We start from the raw sequence: 17195 nt of genomic DNA on the forward strand, positions 1-17195 counted from the left end.
GTGTCTCTGCGCGGGCGGTGGGAAATCACTTGCGACCAAAGCCACCGGAGGGCGGAGTGGGCGGGGTCTGGGTGCCACGTCCCAGGCTGGTGGGTTGCTGGGTGGGTGCAGACATGCCACGACCAAAGCCAGCAGGTTGCTGGGGCTGGGCAGCCGCAGCAGCAGCTCCAGGGACCTGGGGGAGGGTGACACTGTCACTTTTGAGCAGACGGTTGTACTCCTTGGCATCAACAGCACGCTCGTTGCCCATTTCCTCGGTGATCACACCACGCTTGGCGAGGCTTGCCAGGCAGGCGTCCATGGTGACCATGCCGGACTGCATGCTGGTCTGCATGATGCTGGTGATCTGGAAGCTTTTCCCTTCGCGGATCAATGCACGGATGGCCGGGTTGGCAATCATGACCTCATAGGCGATCACACGTCCATCCCCACCTTTTTTGGGCATCAGTTGCTGGGTCACGATGCCCACCAGGTTGTTGGCAAGCTGCACGCGAATCTGCTCCTGTTGCTCTTCAGGGAACACGTCGACGATACGGTCAATGGACTCCGGCGCACTGTTGGTGTGCAGGGTTCCCATCACCAGGTGTCCGGTTTCTGCAGCGGTCACTGCAGCCTTGATGGTTTCGTAGTCACGCATTTCGCCCACCAGAATCACATCGGGGGCCTGACGGAGCACGGCACGCAAGGCGTTGTTGAAGTCCCAGGTGTCAGCACCGATTTCACGCTGGTTCACGATGCTGTTTTTGTGGGGGTGGGTGAACTCGATGGGGTCCTCAATGGTCACAATGTGCTTCTTCTTGTTCACATTGATCCAGTCGATCATCGAAGCCAGGGTGGTGGATTTGCCAGAACCTGTGGGACCGGTCACCAGCACCAGCCCACGGGGTGCGGATGCCAGCTCCAGCAGGGTGTCGGGCATGCCCAGTTCAGAGAGGCTTTTCACCTCGGTGGGAATCAGACGGAGCACCCCACCCACCACGCCCTGCTGCATGAACACGTTCACACGGAAACGGCCCAGGTTGCGCATGGCAAACGAGAAGTCCATCTCGCGCTTCTCTTCAAAGATCTTCTGCTGGCGTTCGTTCATCATGCTGTACATGATGCGTCGCGCGTCCACAGGGGTGACGTCTTCAAAGTCTGCGCCGGTGTACTGGCCGTGAATCTTGAACTGGGGGGGAATCCCCACGGTGATGATGATGTCCGATGCTTTTCTTTCTACGGAATACCGCAGGATTTCTGCCAAATCTAGAGCCATAGTTGTCCTCCAGGCGATGCTGTTCCCATTGTAGCTTTTCATACGTGCAAAATTCTTACTGAAATGTAATGACCTTCAAACAAAGAGAAATTCTTGTGTCAGAAACAAAAAAGAAGAGGGCTCTGCCCTCTTCTTTTTTGTTTCTGATCACTCGTTGGTGTTCCCCAGAATCTCTTCCAGGGTGGTCATGCCCTGCAGGGCTTTTTCAAGGCCGTCGGTTCGAAGGGTTTTCAGGCCGGAGTGCTGCATGGCAATTTCTTTGATCTCTGTGGCAGCTTTTCCGGTGTTGATGCCTTTTTTGACGTGCTCATCGACCACCAGAAGTTCGTGGATTGCCATGCGTCCCTTGTACCCGGTCTGGTTGCACTTGGCGCAGCCCGTGCCCCGGTACAGGGTGGCATTTTTGATGTCTTTTTCCTGCAGCCCGAGTTTGCGCAGCACTTCGGGGTCTGCACTCACGGCCACCTTGCAGTTCTGGCAGACCCGGCGCACCAGACGCTGGGCCAGCACCCCGATCAGTGCGGCAGAGATGTTGAAGCTCTCCACGCCCATTTCCTCCAGACGGGTGATGGCACCGGGAGCGTCGTTGGTGTGGAGGGTCGCGATCACCAGGTGTCCCGTGAGGGCGGCTTCGGTGGCGATCTGGGCGGTTTCACCGTCACGGATTTCCCCGACCATGATGATGTCCGGGTCCTGACGGAGGAAGGATCTGAGGGCCCGGGCGAAAGTCATTCCGGCCTGCACGTTCACCTGCGTCTGGTTGATGCCAGGAATTTCGTACTCCACCGGGTCTTCCACGGTGGTGGTGTTGCTGTCCGGTGTGGAGATGCGCTTCAGGATCGAGAAGGTGGTGAAAGACTTCCCTGAACCCGTGGGGCCGGTGATCAGGAAGATGCCGTAGGGTTTTTCGATGGTGTCGATGAAGCGCTGGTAGTTGTGCTCACTGAAGCCCAGTTGCTCGACTTCTGGGATGTTGGAGGCTTTCTGCAAGAGACGCATCACGATCTTCTCGCCGTACACAGTGGGGAGGGTCGAGAGACGCAAGTCGAGGTCAATGGCCCCTTTGCGGAAGCGCACACGTCCGTCCTGCGGAATCCGGCGTTCTGCGATGTCCAGGTTCCCGAGGATCTTGATGCGTGCTGCAATGCTGTTGGCTGCACTCTTGGGGAGCTCCTGGTACTCGCGCAGGGCACCGTCCACCCGGAAGCGCACTTTCAGGGAGGTGGGATTGGGCTCGATGTGGATGTCTGAGGCTTCCTGCAGGGCTGCTTCACGGATGATGGTGTCCACCACCTTCACGATGGCGTTGTCATCCAGGGCATCGAGAACGCTGTTTTGCTCTTCCTTGGCTGCATCTTTGCGCATGGCAGCCAGTTCTTTGTTCAGAGAAGAGATGTCGGTGTTGCCGTGAATGCGCTCAATGATCTTCAGGATGTCTTTTTCCTGTGCGACCACCGGAATGATTTCACGCCCGGTCATGACCCTGAGGTCGTCAATGGCGAAGATGTGCCGGGGATCTTTCATGGCGACCACCAGCGCGTTCCCCTGCATGCGCAGTGGGATCACGGTGTAGCGGCGTGCCGTGGACTCCGAGACCATCTGGGCGACAGCAAGTTGCACCTGGGCTTCGTTGAGGTTCACATACTCGTACCCGAGCTGCAAGGCCAGGGAACGGGCAATGGTTTCCTCGCTGATCTTGCCGGACTGCACCAGCGTGTCTTCCAGGCGGGTGCCGCTGGATTTCTGGTTGGACAGTGCAGATTCCAGGTCTTCGACTTTCAGGTACCCCAGGTCCACCAGGATTTCCCCGAGGGGCTTGTTGGAGCGGGTGCGCCGCTGGATGCTGAGGCCTTCCAGCAGCTGTTCACGGGTGATTTTGCCCTGTTGCATCAGGGTTTCGCCCAGTGCACTCTTCTCGGGGTAGAAGCGCTCGATCAGTTCCTGCAGGGCGAGGGGCAAAATCAGGGCCAGTTTGACCGGGCGACCCACTGCAGCCTCAATGTCTGCACGGTTGCGGAAATCAGAACTGCCCACCAGCAGGGCTCCCGAGTGCTCTTCCAGAGGCACGGCCTGCAGACGGATGGAATCCGAGCGCAGCATGTGCCCCAGCACTTCATCGCTGGGCTCGTAATCTTTGGGGTTGCGGATGAAGGGCACGCCGGCATGCTCGGAAAGCACCTCGTAGAGTTGCTCTTCCGAGATGTACTTCATGCGCACCAGCACGCGCCCCAGCGGTTCACCGGATTTCTGCTGTTCGGAGAGGGCCTCGGTCAGCTGGGTTTCTTTGATGAACCCGCGCCTGAGCATGATCTGCCCGACTTTGGCCACCTCGGAATGACCGATGTCGGTCACCTCAGGGATGGACAGGTTCAGTTCCGGGTAGTGCTTGGCAATGGCCCACTGCAACTGGGAGCGCAGGCCCTGGTAAGGCTCCACCGAGTAATTGGTGTCGTCCTCCACGGTCTCCAGAGACATGTTGTGGAGGGGGTCCAGAAATGCAACTTTCAGAATGCGTCTGGCATGGTCCGCAGCAAAAGGAAATGCATTGTGCTGCTGCGCCGTCTGACCGGGCAGCAACTGGTATGCAGAGGGGTCCAGGCTCTCCTTGAGGAGGTCAATCAGGGGGATGCCCAGATTCTCCTCGATCACCTTGGCAATGCGACGTTCACTGACGATGTTGTGTTGAATGAGAATGTCACTCAGGCGTCCGCCACCCATGGCGGTGTGCGCCTCAATTGCCCGGTGCAGGTCTTCATCGCTGATCAGACCCTGCTCCAGCAGCATGGCTCCCAACCTACGGTCACTGATGCTCAAACTCATCTGGCGTTCTCCTTCAAGAAGTGCAGAACCAGGCGTTCCAGTTTTCTGGTCACTTTGGTGTGCGGCAGGGCGTTGTCACTCAGGGGTGACACCATCACTGTGCGCATGCCTGCCAGGTTCCCACCCAGCACATCTGTAAACAACTGATCTCCCACCATCGCCACCTGCTCCGGCGGAAGTCCAAGTGCCTTTAGGGCACGCCTGAAAAACTTGGGGAGCGGCTTGGCAGCCAGACCCACCCCGGGAAACAAGAATTCCCGCACCCAATAGTCCACCCGATCATGCATGGCGTTGCTGACCATGTACAGCTTCACGTCAGATGCATGCATGCATTTGACCCAGTCCTGAATTTCAGGGGCTGTCTCGTTGCTCTTATAGGGTACCAAGGTGTTATCCAAATCCAAAATCAGACCCTTAATGTCCCACTCTTGCAGGAAGTCCGGCGAGAGTTCGGTCACATGGCGCACCATGAAAGTCGGTCTCAATGGTTTGAAAATGCGTTTCACTGTCCAATCACCGCCCACATCCTGCCCGTCACTCCAGCATCACGGCGGTAAGAGAAAAACTCGGGTTCTGTTGAGCAGCGGCCAGCAGTCCAGATCTGCTCTGGCTGGAGTCCAGCCTCCTCAAGCACAAAGACGTTGGCAGCAAGCAGGTCCAGATGGTGGTCTCTCTGCAGGCACTGTGCAGGAAAACCTTCCCGCATGAACTGGTCTGCCACATCCTTCCCCACCTGGTACTGCGAAACAGAGATGCCAGGTCCAATCGCTGCCCGGGTGTGCTTCAGCTCTGCCCCGAGGTCCTGCATGGCCCTGAGGGTGCGCTGCGCGATTCGGCCCACGGTGCCCCTCCAACCAGCATGGGCAGCCCCGATCACCCCATTCACCGGGTCATGAAACAGAATGGGGTAGCAGTCTGCTGTTCCAATGGCCAGCACCACACCCTGATCCCGGCTCACCAGGGCATCCCCGGTCTGCACCCCTGGATGGGCCTGCACCACATCACAGGAATGCACCTGGTTCAGGCGGGCCACCTGTTCGGGCCTGAAACCCAGTGCCGCCAGACCCAGACGGCGGTTTTCTTCCACCTGTGCAGGATCATCTTGACGGTCATCGAAGTTGAGGCTGTCAAAAGGGGGCAAAGACACTCCGCCTTTGCGGGTGCTGAAACCGTGTTGTGCTGGAAGCTGCTCTGAAATCAACCACATGGACAGACTGTATTCTATCTAAAATTTTGTTACACAAAGTTTAAATCGCTCTTTTTTGACCTGACGCACAGCAAAAAAACCTGGACTTTGCAGGTGGATCTCATGGGAAGGCGTGGTAACCTACCTTACATGATTGGAATTGATCTCTCAGGCAAAACCGCTCTGGTGATGGGTGTCACCAACAGTTACTCTCTGGGCTGGGCCATTGGCGAAAAACTGCTGCAAGCCGGTGCAAAGTGCATCTTCAGTTACCAGGGGGAGCGCCTCAAGCCTGCCCTGGAAAAACTCCTGGCCCCCTATGAGGGAACCCTCACCGGACAGTGCGATGTCACCAATGAGGCGGAACTCGAATCCCTCTTTGCCCAGATCAAAGCGGAGTTCGGTTCTCTGGACTACATTGTTCACGCCGTTGCTTACGCCCCCCGTGCCAGCATGGAAGGCCGTTTCGTGGACACGACCCAGGAAGACTGGAACACTGCCCTGTCCGTCAGTGCCTACAGCCTGGTTTCCGTGGCCCGTCACGCCGAGCCTTTGCTCAATGAGGGCGGCAGCATCGTCACCCTCACCTACTATGCCAGCCAGAAAGTGGTCCCCAAGTACAACGTGATGGGCATCGCCAAGGCCGCTCTGGAAGCCTCCACCCGTTACCTCGCCTATGAACTGGGCAGCAAAAATGTGCGTGTGAATGCGATCTCTGCAGGCCCCATGCGCACTGTGGCCGCCAAGAGCATCCCTGGTTTCACCAGCATGCTGTCCAAAGCCGCAGAAATGGCCGCCCTGAAACGCAACGCCACCAGCGAAGAGGTGGGCAAACTCGGCCTCTTCCTGCTCTCCGACCTGTCCAGTGGCATCACCGGTGAAACCACCTACGTGGACGCTGGTTACAACATCATGGGCATGTCGTTTGAGTGATTCACCAGCAAAAACATTTCTCTGATGCCCCGTATGGGGCTTTTTTATTGTTTGGGTGGGCTGTGTCAAGTTTATGGTACTCTCGGAGAAAAGGTGAAAAGATGAAAAAAATGTTCTTGATGGTGGGCCTCACTGTTGGTCTGTTTGCGTGTGCCCCGGCAGCTTCAGAGTCGCCCAAATCCGACACACAATTGGTGCTGATGGATGAAGAGGGCAAAGCGGTAAAAACCCTTACTGTTGAGCAAGATGGACTGGAATACAGATTTGAACCTGTTCTGTTTCTCTACATTGGTTTCAAAGTCTCAAACCACAATCCTTACCCTGTCCAGCTGTTATGGAACAACTCTGAAATCAGTTCATCCACCATGCCCTCCACCTCACTGTACTTGGAGAAATATGGGACAGATCTGGATCAGCGCTCTGAGCCTCAGATCCTTGAAGGGCACACCTCGACTGAGCTGAAAGTTGCTCCTCGCAGCCAGATGCAGATTTCAGAGATCAAGTTCAATGGTCCTGGCTTCACAGGCCAGCCCCAGAAAATTGTGCTTCCCAGCCCCTTTCTCTCGGAAACCGATCCTGTCACTTTGAAGCTGGTCTGGAACTTTCAGGGAGCCGTACGAACCCACAGCTTCAACCTCAAACAGAAGATCGTTCGGACCACACCCTGACCAACTGGGTGTCCGCTTTCTTTTTTCAGTTTTCCCTCAGAAGTTCTCAGAACGTGCTCAGTGACCTTCAGAGAAGTTTCAGTGCCCCTGATTAAGCTGTAGACATGCAAGACTTATTCAGGAGGTCATGATGCTCTTTCTGATTTCACTCACTGCAGGACTTTTATTCGGAGCCCTCATTTTCATGCTGATCATCGCACTGGATAAAATGCTGAACCATGCCCATCAAAATTTCTTTAAAATGAAATCTCAAGGTCAACGTACGCTGCGCACTCCTTTCTTACATGCAAGACCCATCAAACTTCCCAAACTGATCTGATTGAAAACAAATTGAAACCCCCACCCTGGAACAGGTGGGGATCTTTTTTTGGACTGCTTGTGGTGCTGTTTTGTGCGGTGTTCTGCAGTGCAACTCAGTGGAGAGGCGAAAAGATCACTTCGAGAAAATGCACGTCTTTGTCGGTGTATACGCCCTTCAGGTCCATGTCTTCGATGTAGGTGACCAGGCACCTGTGCCCATCGACAGCCACGGGTTCTTCGATGTCGTGCGCGTCCAGCAGCATCTGGGCAATGTTGGAATCTGCCAGAACCGCCAGTTTGTCCCTCTGGTCGTATACGTTCACCGTGATGGTACTTCCGAACACTTCTAGGGTCATGCTGCATTCTAGCAAGCCCTGGCTTTCACAAATGTCACCTTGCTTCAAGACTTCAGGGGAGGTGAAGTCCACCCTGCTGCAAAAAGTTGTCCACAGCTGTGCATAACCCTGTGGACAGTTTTAATGTCTAGAACGGGTCTGAGGCCAGCCTGAAGGGAAAGGATCTTTCTCAAAGGGTTGCCCCGAGAAGCCACAAAATGAACAGCACCCGCTCGGATCAAATGGGGGTGCTGTTCATCAGGGAGGAAAGGTAGAACCACTTTACTTTGCGGCCTCAAAACCCAGAGAATCAAATCCCACAGTGTAAATTTCGGCTCAAGGCCTCTTAAGGATTTCTCATTCAGTCCAGTCCGGTCAGTTCCTTGGAGGTGTACCACAGGCGAGCAGCAAGCCCTTCGTCGTAACTGCGCACGCTGGATTTCGCTGGAGCTGCATTCACAAAGTACTTCCCCGAAATGTCTGCCACCTCTGGACTGCTGGCCAGATAAATGCTGGTCCTGGCACCCTGCTCGGGGGTGACCATGATGGGTCTGAAGATTTTGAAGAGTTTTCCCAGCAGGCCTCCTGCATCTTTGCCAAAACCGGTTTTGACGGCCCCGGGATGCAGGCAGTTGCAGGTCACAGAGGTGCCTTTCAGGCGGCGGGCCAGTTCGTAGGTGAACAGCACATTCATCAGCTTGGTGTCGTTGTAGGCCCGAACGGCATTGTACCGGCGTTCCTGGTACTGAAAGTCCGTGAAATCCACATAACCCATCTGGTGGGCAGCACTGCTGACATTCACAATGCGTCCCTGCTCGGCCTTCATCAGGGGGTCGAGCAGCAGGGTGCTGAGGATGAAATAACTCAGGTGATTGAGGGCAATGGTCATCTCGATGCCATCCGGGCTTTCCAGACGCTCGGAGAAGATGGCTCCAGCATTGTTGACCAGCACATCAATTTTTTCGTGTTTGCTCTTGATTTCACTGCAGATGCGCCGCAGGTCATCCTGACTGGCGAGGTCACCAATGTACAGTTCGCAATCCTTTGAGAGGCTTTTGATGGCATCTTTCCCTCTGGCTGCGTCTCTTGCCAGCACCACAACTTTTGCCCCCATGTGAGAGAGGGCCTGCGCTGTCACTTTGCCAATGCCGCCGGTGGCCCCGGTGATCACCACGGTTTTGCCTTGCATACGGTCACGTTACACTTCTCTGGCTTGAGAAGTCTGTGCTTTAAGACCAGAATGGGCAGCCTTGCAGGTCAGGGCTTGAGAAGGGCGTTTACAGTTCACAGTTCACAGCAGACTGAGGGCTCTGGCACAGGTTTTCTCACTGTGAACTGTGTACTGTTGACTGACCAACTCTTAAAGCAGCTTGCGGTACTGCACAAATCCCGACCTGTCCGCAAGGCGGTCATAGAGTTTCATGGCGTCCTGATTGGTTTCGTGGGTCAGCCAGTGCACCCGTGAGCATCCGGCTTCCTGGGCCTGCTGATAGACGTGCTCGATCAATTTGCGGCCCACCCCTTGCCCTCTGCGCTCTCCATTCACGAACAGGTCCTGCAGGTAACAGTAGTTGCCAGACGTCCAGCAGGAACGGTGGTAGATGAAATGCACCAGACCAATGGCCTGATCCCCGTCCCAGGCAAGGGCGGCAAACATGGGCTCTCTGGGGTCCAGAAACCGGGACCAGGTGAGGGACGTGGTCTCAGAGGGAATGTCTGCATGGTAGAACCGCTGGTAGCCTTCCCAGAGCGGAAGCCAGTGGTCATGGTCCTGGGTGTGAATGGGCCGAATCTGGATGGTGTTTTCAGTCATGCCCCCATGCTAAGCGCCAGTGGCCTCTGAGCCGAGAGCCAATTGGACTTCAACTCAGGGGGCCACCTGTGAAGACGTGGGCTGAACCCGCCGCACATGCAAGAGGGCCAGCACCAGGGAGAGGGCAGCCAGGGCCATCGACAGCAGAAAAACCTGCGTGTTGTACCGATCAATGAAAAAGCCCAGCACAAAAGTGGTGAACCCGGGAAACAGCTGCATCCCCACCCCCCCATACACACTGATCAGGAGCTGCCTTGTATGGTTGTCCAGCGTCTGGGAGTACCGCATGAAGGCCAGTTGCATGGTGGCAAAGGTGATGGAGTGAAAACCCTGCGAAAGGATCAGCACCAGATAGCCCGGCTGGCTGAACCACAACCACCAGCGAAAAACCGCCAGACCTGCAGCCAGAGCCGCCACCGTGAAAAAGGGCAGCCGAAAACGGTCTGCCACAAAGAAAGCCAGGGATTCTGCCACCACAGCCACAGCGAACACCCTGGAAAGCTGTGTTCCGGTGAGCCCGAGCCCTTCCAGCAGCACCGAACCAAAATTGTTGTATGCCGCATGGGATGCAGACAGCAGAATGATGGTGGCCAGAACAGGCAGCAGCATGATCAGGCTTGCACGTCTTGACCCCAGCATGGCTTTCGGATTTGCCCCCTGATCTCTGGGCACCTTCTGGAAGGTTACGCTGTTGTTGATGACCTGCGCCAGTACAGTGATTCCCAGCATCCAGAACGGCACCACGGCATAACCCAGGCTGTCCACCAGAGGCCCCATGATCAGTGTGGTGACCAGAAAACTCAGCGAACCCGCCACCCGCACCGGACCATAAGTGGGCTTGATCCCCTTCAGACTGGTGGTGGCAGCAATGTCATTCAGCGGCATCAGGGTCATCATTGCGGCCCCGAGACCTGCAGTGATGATCGGGTACAGGTAAGGGGTTTCTTTGCCCAGCAGAAAGATCAAAAGCACGATCAGCAGAGAGGCAATCCACATCAGACGGTGCAGCCTGCGGTCCCCAATGCGCTCCACCAGTTTTGCCAGAAAGAACGTGCTGAACAGGAAACTGGCAATGGCCGTCATCAGGCTGCCCAGACCGATCACCGCCGTGGGCACCTCAAAATGTCTTGCATACAGGGGCACATACAATGCAAAACTGGCAAAGCCAGAATAGAACACCACATTCCGCAGGGCCAGCAGCAGGTTCATGCGGGTCACCGTGAGATCAGAACGGTACATTTAGCGTTTCGGCCTCGTGGGCAGGGCGGGAAGACGGGACATGACCAGAGCATACCCCCTCCGACTGTGCACAAAACGTGAACTCAGGAGGAACCTGTACAACAGTGAGCCAGATGGCTTAAAGATCCCCCCGACCTTTGCTGAAGCTCAGGGCTGTCCCCCTGAGGGAAAGGGGACCTGGTGGGCGTTTGAGAGCACTTGGGCCAGATCCCCCTGCGCCGCACTGCGTTTGGCGCTGTCCCCTTGTTAAGGGGGATTGTAGGTCGTCTGGGATGACTTCCAGGTCAGTCAAACGACAACCCCCCTTGGTTAAGGGGGGCAGCTTCGAGCAAAGCGAGAAGCAGGGGGATTATTTGCGGTACCGCACCCGCGCAATGGCATCGTGCAGGTGGATGCTTTCCTCGTTGCGGCACTCCACAAAGAAAGCGGCAACTTCGGGCATCTCATAGAGGTCAGCGGCCACCAGGCGCACCATGTCCTCCACGAAACGGGGGTTCTCATAGGCACTCTCGGTGACTCTTTTTTCGTCAGGGCGCTTGAGGATGGGATGCATGCAGGCACTGGCGTTGGTTTCCTCGGCTTCCAGAAGGGCCTTTTTCCAGTCCCAGTCGGTCTGTGCGTCCGTCAGTTCGATTTCTGCGGTCACCACACCCCGCTGGTTGTGTGCGCTGTACTCGCTGATTTCCTTGCTGCAGGGGCACAGGGTGGTCACCATGGCTTTCAGGCCCACTGTGGCCGTGAAGCCCTCCACTTCATCGAAGTGCACGCGCATCATGGCCTCGGCATGCATCAGGCCCGTCATGCCTGTGACAGGAGCAGGACGCTCGTAAAACCAGGGGAAGGTCACCTCGATGGTGGCAGCACTCTGCTTCATGCGGCCTGCAAGTTCCTCGGCGAACTGGCACAGGTGCTTCAGGCTCAGGTCCCAGCCCTGCTGGTGGTACAGGTCGAGTTGCTCGGTCAGGCGGCTCATGTTGATGCCCTTGGAGTTCTGCACCAGACTGGTGGTCAGGGCAAAATTCGCCACGGTGGTCTGCACGGTGGGGCTCAGGGTGGAGTGCACCACTGCAGGATGCTTGACACTGGAAATGCCGACCTGGTCCAGAGCGAACAGAAAGTCTTTCGGGGTGTTCTGCAAATCCACCATTTTTTCTTTTTCGGTGGGTTTGTTGCCAGGAATGGGATCGACAGAGCCGAACAGACGGTGCCGTTCCTGTTTGGAGGGAAGACGGGAGGAACCCTGGGTCAGGGTGGGGTTGTGATTTGCCATGTATGTCTCCTTGAGGAGTGTGTGTTGCGCGCCTCGACCCCGATAAACTTCGGTTGCAAAGCTTGACGGAAAGCTGACACTCAGCTTCAGGTCAGTATAGGGGGATGGAACAGGTGCAATTGTAAAGTGGAGATCAAACTGTTTTCCGATTTCGCGTTCTGGACTACGAAAAATGGTCTAGATCTTCACTGGGTTTGGTGGTCTGGGGAATCTGACCTCAGAACTCTCAGACCACCAGCATCCAACATCAGCAGAGGGGATCTGGCCTCAGCCCTCCCAGACAACATAAGTCCCCCTCAAGAGGGGGACAGTGCAAGCAAAGCGAGCACAGGAGGTCTTACCAGTGCACTTCGCCGAAGGTTTTTTCGCGCTCTGGACCAGTGGCGAACAGCACCACAGGGCACTGGGTGTGTTCTTCGATCAGGTCAAGGTAAGCCTGGGCTTCTTTCGGCAGGGTTTCACGGCTGGTGGCATTTTCGGTGTCTCCCCAGCCTTTCATTTCCCTGTAGATGGGCTGGCCTTCGCTGCCGTATCCCACGCACACCTTGATGGTTTCGAGGCCGGAGAGCACATCCACTTTGTTGATGGCCAGACCATCGAAGCCGTTGAGGTCCACGGCGTACTTCAGCAGTTCGAGGTCCAGCCAGCCCACACGGCGGGGGCGTCCGGTGGTGGTGCCGAACTCATCCCAGGGTTTGCTGCCGTCGCCACGCAGGCGGTGCTCCATCTCCCCGAAGACTTCGGTGGCGAAAGGTCCGTGCCCGACGCGGGTCTGGAAGGCTTTGGCAACCCCATAAACCTTGCTGATGGCCTTGTGGCTCACGCCGGTGCCCACGATGATCCCGCCCACGGTGGGGTGGGAACTGGTCACAAAGGGGTAGGTGCCGTAGTTCAGGTCGAGCAGGGTGGCCTGTGCGCCTTCAAAGAGGATGTTGCGGTTGTCCTTGACGGCCTGGCGCAGCATGGCTCCGGTGTCGGCCACAAAGGGAGAGAGCTTCTCACGGATTTCCTGCAGGTCCTGGATGGCCGCTTCAGGGGAAGTCCAGCCCACTTCTCTGGTGGAGTTGGGTTTGGCCTCGATCAGGTGGGCCAGACGCTCGAGCAGCACAGAGTCGTCTTTCAGGTCGCCCATGCGCACACCCACACGGCGGGCACGGTCCGCGTAAGCAGGTCCGATGCCGCGTCCGGTGGTGCCCACGAAGTCCTTGCGGGCATCCACGCTCTTGTGGTGGGGCAGCACGAGGTGGGCGTTCTGGCTGATGTACAGGGTGGGGTTGAGGCCACCCTCAATCAGGGATTCGCGTTCCTGCAGAAACTTCCAGGGGTCGATGACCATGCCGTCACCGAGGATGCTGACGACACCATCGCGCAGCACGCCGCTGGGAAGCAGGTTCAGTTTGTAGGTTTTGCCTTTGGCCTTGACGGTGTGACCTGCATTGGCCCCCCCCTGGTAACGGGCGACAAAGTGCGCGTCTGGTGAGAGGAAGTCAATGACCTTGCCTTTGCCCTCGTCTCCCCACTGCGCCCCGATGATTGCGATTCCTGGCATGTGTGTGTTCTCCTTCAGTTCGGCTTTGCACCGAGATTTGACCTTTTCAAGCGTGGGCTCACCTGTGCTGCACCCAAATGCTTTGCAGGAATGCAAAAAAAAGCACGGTGACCACGCACCGTGACTGAGTGTAACATGTTCAGGCCTGCCCTTTCAGGAAGGTGTCTACCTGACCCCCTCAGGCACTGCTGTGCCAGACTGTGCAAGCCGGATGGCCCGTTCCAGCATCACGTCTTTTCCGGTGTCCATCAGGGCCAGCAGGTCGTCTTTGACCTGCAGGTCTGGTGTGATGCGCTCGGGGTAGGGCTTTTTGTTGGTGTCCAGGCTGCGGGTGATGGTGATGCTCAGTGCGCCCCCATTGGAGAGTTTGTAATTGTCGGTGGTGGTGTTCATCAGGCCCCGGGTGGGTTCACCGATCACCAGGGCGCGTTTTTGCAATTGCAGGTTGTAGGCAAGAACCTCTGCTGCGGATGCTGTTCTGCGGTTCACCAGAGCGATCACTTTGCCCTTCCAGAATGCTGCAGGGGGAGCTTTATAGATGAAAGGAAGGTAGAGTTTGCCCACCTGTCGAATCTTGCCTTCCCATCCCACCAGATGCACCTGGCTTTTGGGATAGGCGTCAATGAGATCCACCTGCTTCATGAAGGCAGAGGCACTGGAGAGCATCTCATAGACGTAACCTCCAGGATTGTCTCGCAGGTCCACAATCAGGGTGTTCAGCTTTGCATCTGTGGCCTGTTTGACCAGGGCATGGATTCTGGGGCTGATTTTTTCCCAGGCATCAAAATCAGGCACTGTGAGCAGGCCCACTCCAGCAGGAAGGTTCTGGGTGCTCAGGGTTGGCACATAACCTGTCGAGGCCACAGTGCTCTGTAAAGCCAGCTCTTTTTGGCCTGTGTTTTTGCTTTCGAAGGAGACCTTGAAGGGTTTTCCACTCTGAATGGTCTTTTTCAGCAGCTTCTGGTTGGCAGGTGTGCATGGGACACCATTCACTGCGGTGATGGCATCTCCACGCCGCATGCCCGCTTTTGCTGCAGGGCTGCCTTCCTGCACCCGCAGGATCACATGGGCCTGTTTCTCGGGCAAAAAAGCCATGCGCATGCCCACATCGGGACGCTGATCGGTCTGGTCCTGCTTCAGTTGCTCCGGGGTGCGGTATGAGGTGTGCGAATCTCCAAGTTCGGTGAGGAGGTTTTGCAGCGCTCTTTCGGCGTCCTGCCAGGAGCAGCCAGAGGAACAACGGGTCTGGAACTGGTTCTGGTGCTTTTCAACCAGGGGTTTCAGTTTCTCCACCTGATAACCATAATAATTCTTCTGCAGCACGCGGGTGGCTTCATCAAACCACACTGCAGGTGTCCTGGACTTCTGGGCACAGGCGGTCAGCAGGCAGGGCACCAGAAGCAAAGCCATTTTCATGTTCATAAGGTCAATTCAAATTCCTCCAGGGCACGTCTGACCAGTGGGTCGAGCAGGGTACCTGCCCGGGCCGTCAGGTCATCAGAAACCAGAATATCTGGTGTCAGGCGCTCGGGGTAGGGGGTGCCATCTGGACTGGCAGATTTGACGGTGGTGATGACCAGTGCTCCCTGATCAGGCAGGTCAAAAGTCTGCGAGGCGGTGTTCAGCAGTCCTGCAGTGGGCTCCCCGATGATTTTCACGCCGGTTTTCTGCAGGAAGTATGCGAAGTATTCTCCACTTGATGCCGTGTCCTTGTTGACCAGTACAGCCAGTTTTCCATTCCATTCTTCAGGGGAACGGATCGAGTAGAAGGTGGTGGCCAGCACATCATTGACCCGCAACTGCAGGCTGCCCCGGCGGTACTCCAGCCTGCTGACCTCATCTTTCGCCACGCTGAGCACAGCAGGATTTGGAGCAAAAGGTGCGACTGCACTGATCCACTCCATCAGGAGGCCTCCCTCGTTGTTGCGCAGGTCCACGATCAGGGCCTTGAGGTTCCGGGTGTTGGCTTCCCGCACCAGGGCATGCACTTTGGTGCCCACCTCCTGGTAGGCTTCAAAGTCGGGAATCTGCAGCAGTCCCACCCCTTCCGGGAGCCCTGTGCCCGTGGTGAGTGTGGGTAGAGGGGCCTGCATCAGCACTTCTCCCTGCACGGTGAAATTCAGGACGTTGCTGCCTCGTTGGACGGTCAGTTCAAACGGCTGGTTTTTCTGGGTGTACTCGGCAATCAGGTTCCCACCATCTGCGGCGGTTTCCCGGAGATCCTTCCCTGCCACTGCAGTCACCAGATCTCCTGCGCGGATGCCTGCCCGGAAGGCAGGACCATCGTCCCGAACGAACAGCACCACCCGTTCTTTGCTGGGAAGAGGGGCAGTGGTCAGGCCAATTCTGGGGGTGAGGGAACCCTGACCTGCCTGGGCACGATCCCGCTCAACGCTTTCTTCTGGATACAGGTAGTACGTGTGGGGGTCATTCAGGTCACTGAGCAGGTGTTCCAGGGTGGAACGGCCCACTTCCACCGGACAGGTGTCCACCCGGGGTTTGCAGGCGTCTTCAAGCTCCGTCCTGTAGGTGTTGATCAGCGTCCCCAGATTCTGGGTGCTGTACCCAAAGTAGTAATCCTGCAGCACCTTTGTGGACTGGGTGTACAGATCCTCTGCCGGGCTGGCGGCCAGACCGACCCCACCCAGCAACCACCACACTGTCATCTGTTTCCAACGCATGATCCCACCCTCCTGCATCTGGTTGTGCCTGTGTTTTCTGCTCTGTTCTGGAGCTGTTTTTTTGCCTGAATCCCAGAGGCACTGGACCGATGAATGCAGGTGTGGAACCAGTGTATACAGGGTTCACTTACTTTAAACTGAAAATCAGAAAAACATCGTGTCTGCGGTCTCTTATGGAATTCTTTATCCACCTCATCCGCCACAGAACCTGACCTCGCTTTCTGCATCAAAAGGCATGTTAGGCTGGTAACGCATCAGACCGGACAGAACCCTGATGCGTGGCACAGCACCACCTTCTGCTGCTGCCAGGAGTGTGAAATGTGCAAAAACCCTTTCTGATCGGCATCGCCGGAGGCACCGGCTGTGGAAAAACCACCGTCACCGAGCGCATCGTGAGCACCGTGGGTGCAGACCGCGTTACCGTGATTGTGCAGGACAACTATTACCGGGACCAGGCCCACATGGATTTCGAGGAGCGCCTGCAGACCAATTACGACCATCCCGCAGCGTTCGACTGGGAACTGCTGTTCAGGCATCTGGACGCCCTGATGAACGGTGTGGGCATCGACATGCCCACCTACGATTTCGTGGCCTACACCCGCGCTGCAGAGACCATCCACCTGAAACCCAGCCCTGTGCTGGTTCTGGACGGCATCTTTGCCCTGTACGAGGAAAAAATCCGGGACCTGATGGGCCTGAAGATCTTCGTGGATGCCGATGCCGATGTGCGGTTCATCCGTCGGATGCTCAGGGACACCGAAGAGCGCGGGCGCACGGTCAAGAGCGTGATTGACCAGTACATGGATTATGTGCGCCCCATGCACCTGCAGTTCATCGAGCCCACCAAGCGTTATGCAGACGTGATCATTCCCCACGGGGGGCACAATGAGCCTGCGCTGGAGATGCTCTCGGCCCGCATTCGCAGCCTCGGACAGTCTTAAAGACCAGACGCAGGACAGAATCCGCCTGGTCCCAATCAGGCGGGTTTGTTTGATCAGGTTCGTTGCACCTGATATGCCGTCCATCGGTCTGATGGGCCTGTTTTGCTGACGGCTGATGGCTGAAAACATGCGTTCTGTCAGCGACACTGCCCGGTCAGTGGCTCTGTGCTCACCCTGAGGCAAATCAGGCAGCTTCTTTTCCAAG

General features: G+C 56.6%; 16 protein-coding genes. 4 read left to right on the plus strand and 12 right to left on the minus strand.

Going from position 1 to position 17195, the window contains the following annotated elements:
• Positions 1 to 25 precede the first annotated feature (25 nt).
• The 4 genes from DC3_RS06605 to pgeF all read right to left on the minus strand — a co-directional run bounded on the left by DC3_RS06605 (position 26) and on the right by pgeF (position 5282).
• Entirely contained in the window at positions 26 to 1255 is a 1230-nt protein-coding gene (locus DC3_RS06605; protein ID WP_146883281.1) for a type IV pilus twitching motility protein PilT, read from the minus strand.
• 147 nt (positions 1256 to 1402) lie between these two features.
• A complete protein-coding gene (locus tag DC3_RS06610; RefSeq protein WP_146883283.1) occupies positions 1403 to 4075 on the minus strand; it encodes a type II/IV secretion system protein in 2673 nt (890 codons plus the stop codon).
• Positions 4072 to 4545 (minus strand): YqeG family HAD IIIA-type phosphatase, encoded by a 474-nt coding sequence (locus tag DC3_RS06615; RefSeq protein ID WP_146883765.1) that lies wholly within the window; start codon positions 4543 to 4545, stop codon positions 4072 to 4074. The genes DC3_RS06610 and DC3_RS06615 overlap by 4 nt, the downstream gene beginning before the upstream one ends.
• A gap of 32 nt (positions 4546 to 4577) precedes the next feature.
• Entirely contained in the window at positions 4578 to 5282 is a 705-nt protein-coding gene (gene pgeF, locus DC3_RS06620) for a peptidoglycan editing factor PgeF (RefSeq protein ID WP_146883285.1), read from the minus strand.
• A 129-nt stretch (positions 5283 to 5411) separates the two neighbouring features.
• On the opposite strand from pgeF, the gene DC3_RS06625 reads away from it, so the two are divergent.
• The 3 genes from DC3_RS06625 (at position 5412) to DC3_RS06635 (ending at position 7181) form a co-directional block, all read left to right on the plus strand.
• A complete protein-coding gene (locus DC3_RS06625) occupies positions 5412 to 6194 on the plus strand; it encodes an enoyl-ACP reductase FabI (RefSeq protein WP_146883287.1) in 783 nt (260 codons plus the stop codon).
• 101 nt (positions 6195 to 6295) lie between these two features.
• Entirely contained in the window at positions 6296 to 6862 is a 567-nt protein-coding gene (locus DC3_RS06630; protein WP_146883289.1) for a hypothetical protein, read from the plus strand.
• Between the two features lie 127 nt (positions 6863 to 6989).
• On the plus strand, positions 6990 to 7181 hold the full coding sequence (locus DC3_RS06635; protein WP_146883291.1) for a hypothetical protein: 192 nt from the start codon (positions 6990 to 6992) through the stop codon (positions 7179 to 7181).
• A 94-nt stretch (positions 7182 to 7275) separates the two neighbouring features.
• On the opposite strand, the gene DC3_RS06640 is transcribed toward DC3_RS06635, so the two are convergent.
• The 8 genes from DC3_RS06640 to DC3_RS06675 all read right to left on the minus strand — a co-directional run bounded on the left by DC3_RS06640 (position 7276) and on the right by DC3_RS06675 (position 16049).
• The gene (locus DC3_RS06640) at positions 7276 to 7518 is read right to left on the minus strand and encodes a hypothetical protein (RefSeq protein ID WP_146883293.1); all 243 of its coding nucleotides are present in this window, start codon (positions 7516 to 7518) and stop codon (positions 7276 to 7278) included.
• Between the two features lie 340 nt (positions 7519 to 7858).
• Positions 7859 to 8686, minus strand: coding sequence for an SDR family oxidoreductase (locus DC3_RS06645; protein ID WP_146883295.1), 828 nt, complete (start codon positions 8684 to 8686; stop codon positions 7859 to 7861).
• A 171-nt stretch (positions 8687 to 8857) separates the two neighbouring features.
• Positions 8858 to 9310, minus strand: a complete 453-nt coding sequence (locus tag DC3_RS06650; protein ID WP_146883297.1) for a GNAT family N-acetyltransferase — start codon at positions 9308 to 9310, stop codon at positions 8858 to 8860.
• A 54-nt stretch (positions 9311 to 9364) separates the two neighbouring features.
• Positions 9365 to 10549 (minus strand): MFS transporter, encoded by a 1185-nt coding sequence (locus DC3_RS06655; RefSeq protein ID WP_146883299.1) that lies wholly within the window; start codon positions 10547 to 10549, stop codon positions 9365 to 9367.
• Between the two features lie 349 nt (positions 10550 to 10898).
• On the minus strand, positions 10899 to 11819 hold the full coding sequence (gene folE2 / locus DC3_RS06660; protein WP_146883301.1) for a GTP cyclohydrolase FolE2: 921 nt from the start codon (positions 11817 to 11819) through the stop codon (positions 10899 to 10901).
• Positions 11820 to 12156: 337 nt separating this feature from the next.
• Entirely contained in the window at positions 12157 to 13368 is a 1212-nt protein-coding gene (locus tag DC3_RS06665; protein WP_146883302.1) for an adenylosuccinate synthase, read from the minus strand.
• Positions 13369 to 13533: 165 nt separating this feature from the next.
• Entirely contained in the window at positions 13534 to 14790 is a 1257-nt protein-coding gene (locus tag DC3_RS06670; protein ID WP_146883304.1) for a S41 family peptidase, read from the minus strand.
• Positions 14787 to 16049 carry a S41 family peptidase gene (locus DC3_RS06675; protein WP_186815891.1) on the minus strand — a complete coding sequence of 421 codons (1263 nt, stop codon included), beginning with the start codon at positions 16047 to 16049 and terminating at the stop codon, positions 14787 to 14789. Before DC3_RS06675 ends, DC3_RS06670 begins: the two co-directional genes overlap by 4 nt.
• Before the next feature lie 320 nt (positions 16050 to 16369).
• On the opposite strand from DC3_RS06675, the gene udk reads away from it, so the two are divergent.
• Positions 16370 to 16990 carry a uridine kinase gene (gene udk, locus DC3_RS06680; protein WP_146883309.1) on the plus strand — a complete coding sequence of 207 codons (621 nt, stop codon included), beginning with the start codon at positions 16370 to 16372 and terminating at the stop codon, positions 16988 to 16990.
• Positions 16991 to 17195: the final 205 nt, after the last annotated feature.

The organism is Deinococcus cellulosilyticus NBRC 106333 = KACC 11606 (assembly GCF_007990775.1).
GTDB lineage: Bacteria > Deinococcota > Deinococci > Deinococcales > Deinococcaceae > Deinococcus_C > Deinococcus_C cellulosilyticus.

What these genes read in the sequence shown, in the direction of transcription:
- DC3_RS06665 (WP_146883302.1), bottom strand. Translation starts at nt 13,368, where the DNA reads ATGCCAGGAATCGCAATCATCGGGGCGCAGTGGGGAGACGAGGGCAAA.
- DC3_RS06655 (WP_146883299.1), bottom strand. Translation starts at nt 10,549, where the DNA reads ATGTACCGTTCTGATCTCACGGTGACCCGCATGAACCTGCTGCTGGCC.
- DC3_RS06640 (WP_146883293.1), bottom strand. Translation starts at nt 7,518, where the DNA reads ATGACCCTAGAAGTGTTCGGAAGTACCATCACGGTGAACGTATACGAC.
- DC3_RS06630 (WP_146883289.1), top strand. Translation starts at nt 6,296, where the DNA reads ATGAAAAAAATGTTCTTGATGGTGGGCCTCACTGTTGGTCTGTTTGCG.
- DC3_RS06675 (WP_186815891.1), bottom strand. Translation starts at nt 16,049, where the DNA reads ATGCGTTGGAAACAGATGACAGTGTGGTGGTTGCTGGGTGGGGTCGGT.
- DC3_RS06610 (WP_146883283.1), bottom strand. Translation starts at nt 4,075, where the DNA reads ATGAGTTTGAGCATCAGTGACCGTAGGTTGGGAGCCATGCTGCTGGAG.
- DC3_RS06625 (WP_146883287.1), top strand. Translation starts at nt 5,412, where the DNA reads ATGATTGGAATTGATCTCTCAGGCAAAACCGCTCTGGTGATGGGTGTC.
- folE2 (WP_146883301.1), bottom strand. Translation starts at nt 11,819, where the DNA reads ATGGCAAATCACAACCCCACCCTGACCCAGGGTTCCTCCCGTCTTCCC.
- DC3_RS06670 (WP_146883304.1), bottom strand. Translation starts at nt 14,790, where the DNA reads ATGAACATGAAAATGGCTTTGCTTCTGGTGCCCTGCCTGCTGACCGCC.
- DC3_RS06645 (WP_146883295.1), bottom strand. Translation starts at nt 8,686, where the DNA reads ATGCAAGGCAAAACCGTGGTGATCACCGGGGCCACCGGCGGCATTGGC.
- pgeF (WP_146883285.1), bottom strand. Translation starts at nt 5,282, where the DNA reads ATGTGGTTGATTTCAGAGCAGCTTCCAGCACAACACGGTTTCAGCACC.
- DC3_RS06635 (WP_146883291.1), top strand. Translation starts at nt 6,990, where the DNA reads ATGATGCTCTTTCTGATTTCACTCACTGCAGGACTTTTATTCGGAGCC.
- DC3_RS06650 (WP_146883297.1), bottom strand. Translation starts at nt 9,310, where the DNA reads ATGACTGAAAACACCATCCAGATTCGGCCCATTCACACCCAGGACCAT.
- DC3_RS06605 (WP_146883281.1), bottom strand. Translation starts at nt 1,255, where the DNA reads ATGGCTCTAGATTTGGCAGAAATCCTGCGGTATTCCGTAGAAAGAAAA.
- DC3_RS06615 (WP_146883765.1), bottom strand. Translation starts at nt 4,545, where the DNA reads ATGGTGCGCCATGTGACCGAACTCTCGCCGGACTTCCTGCAAGAGTGG.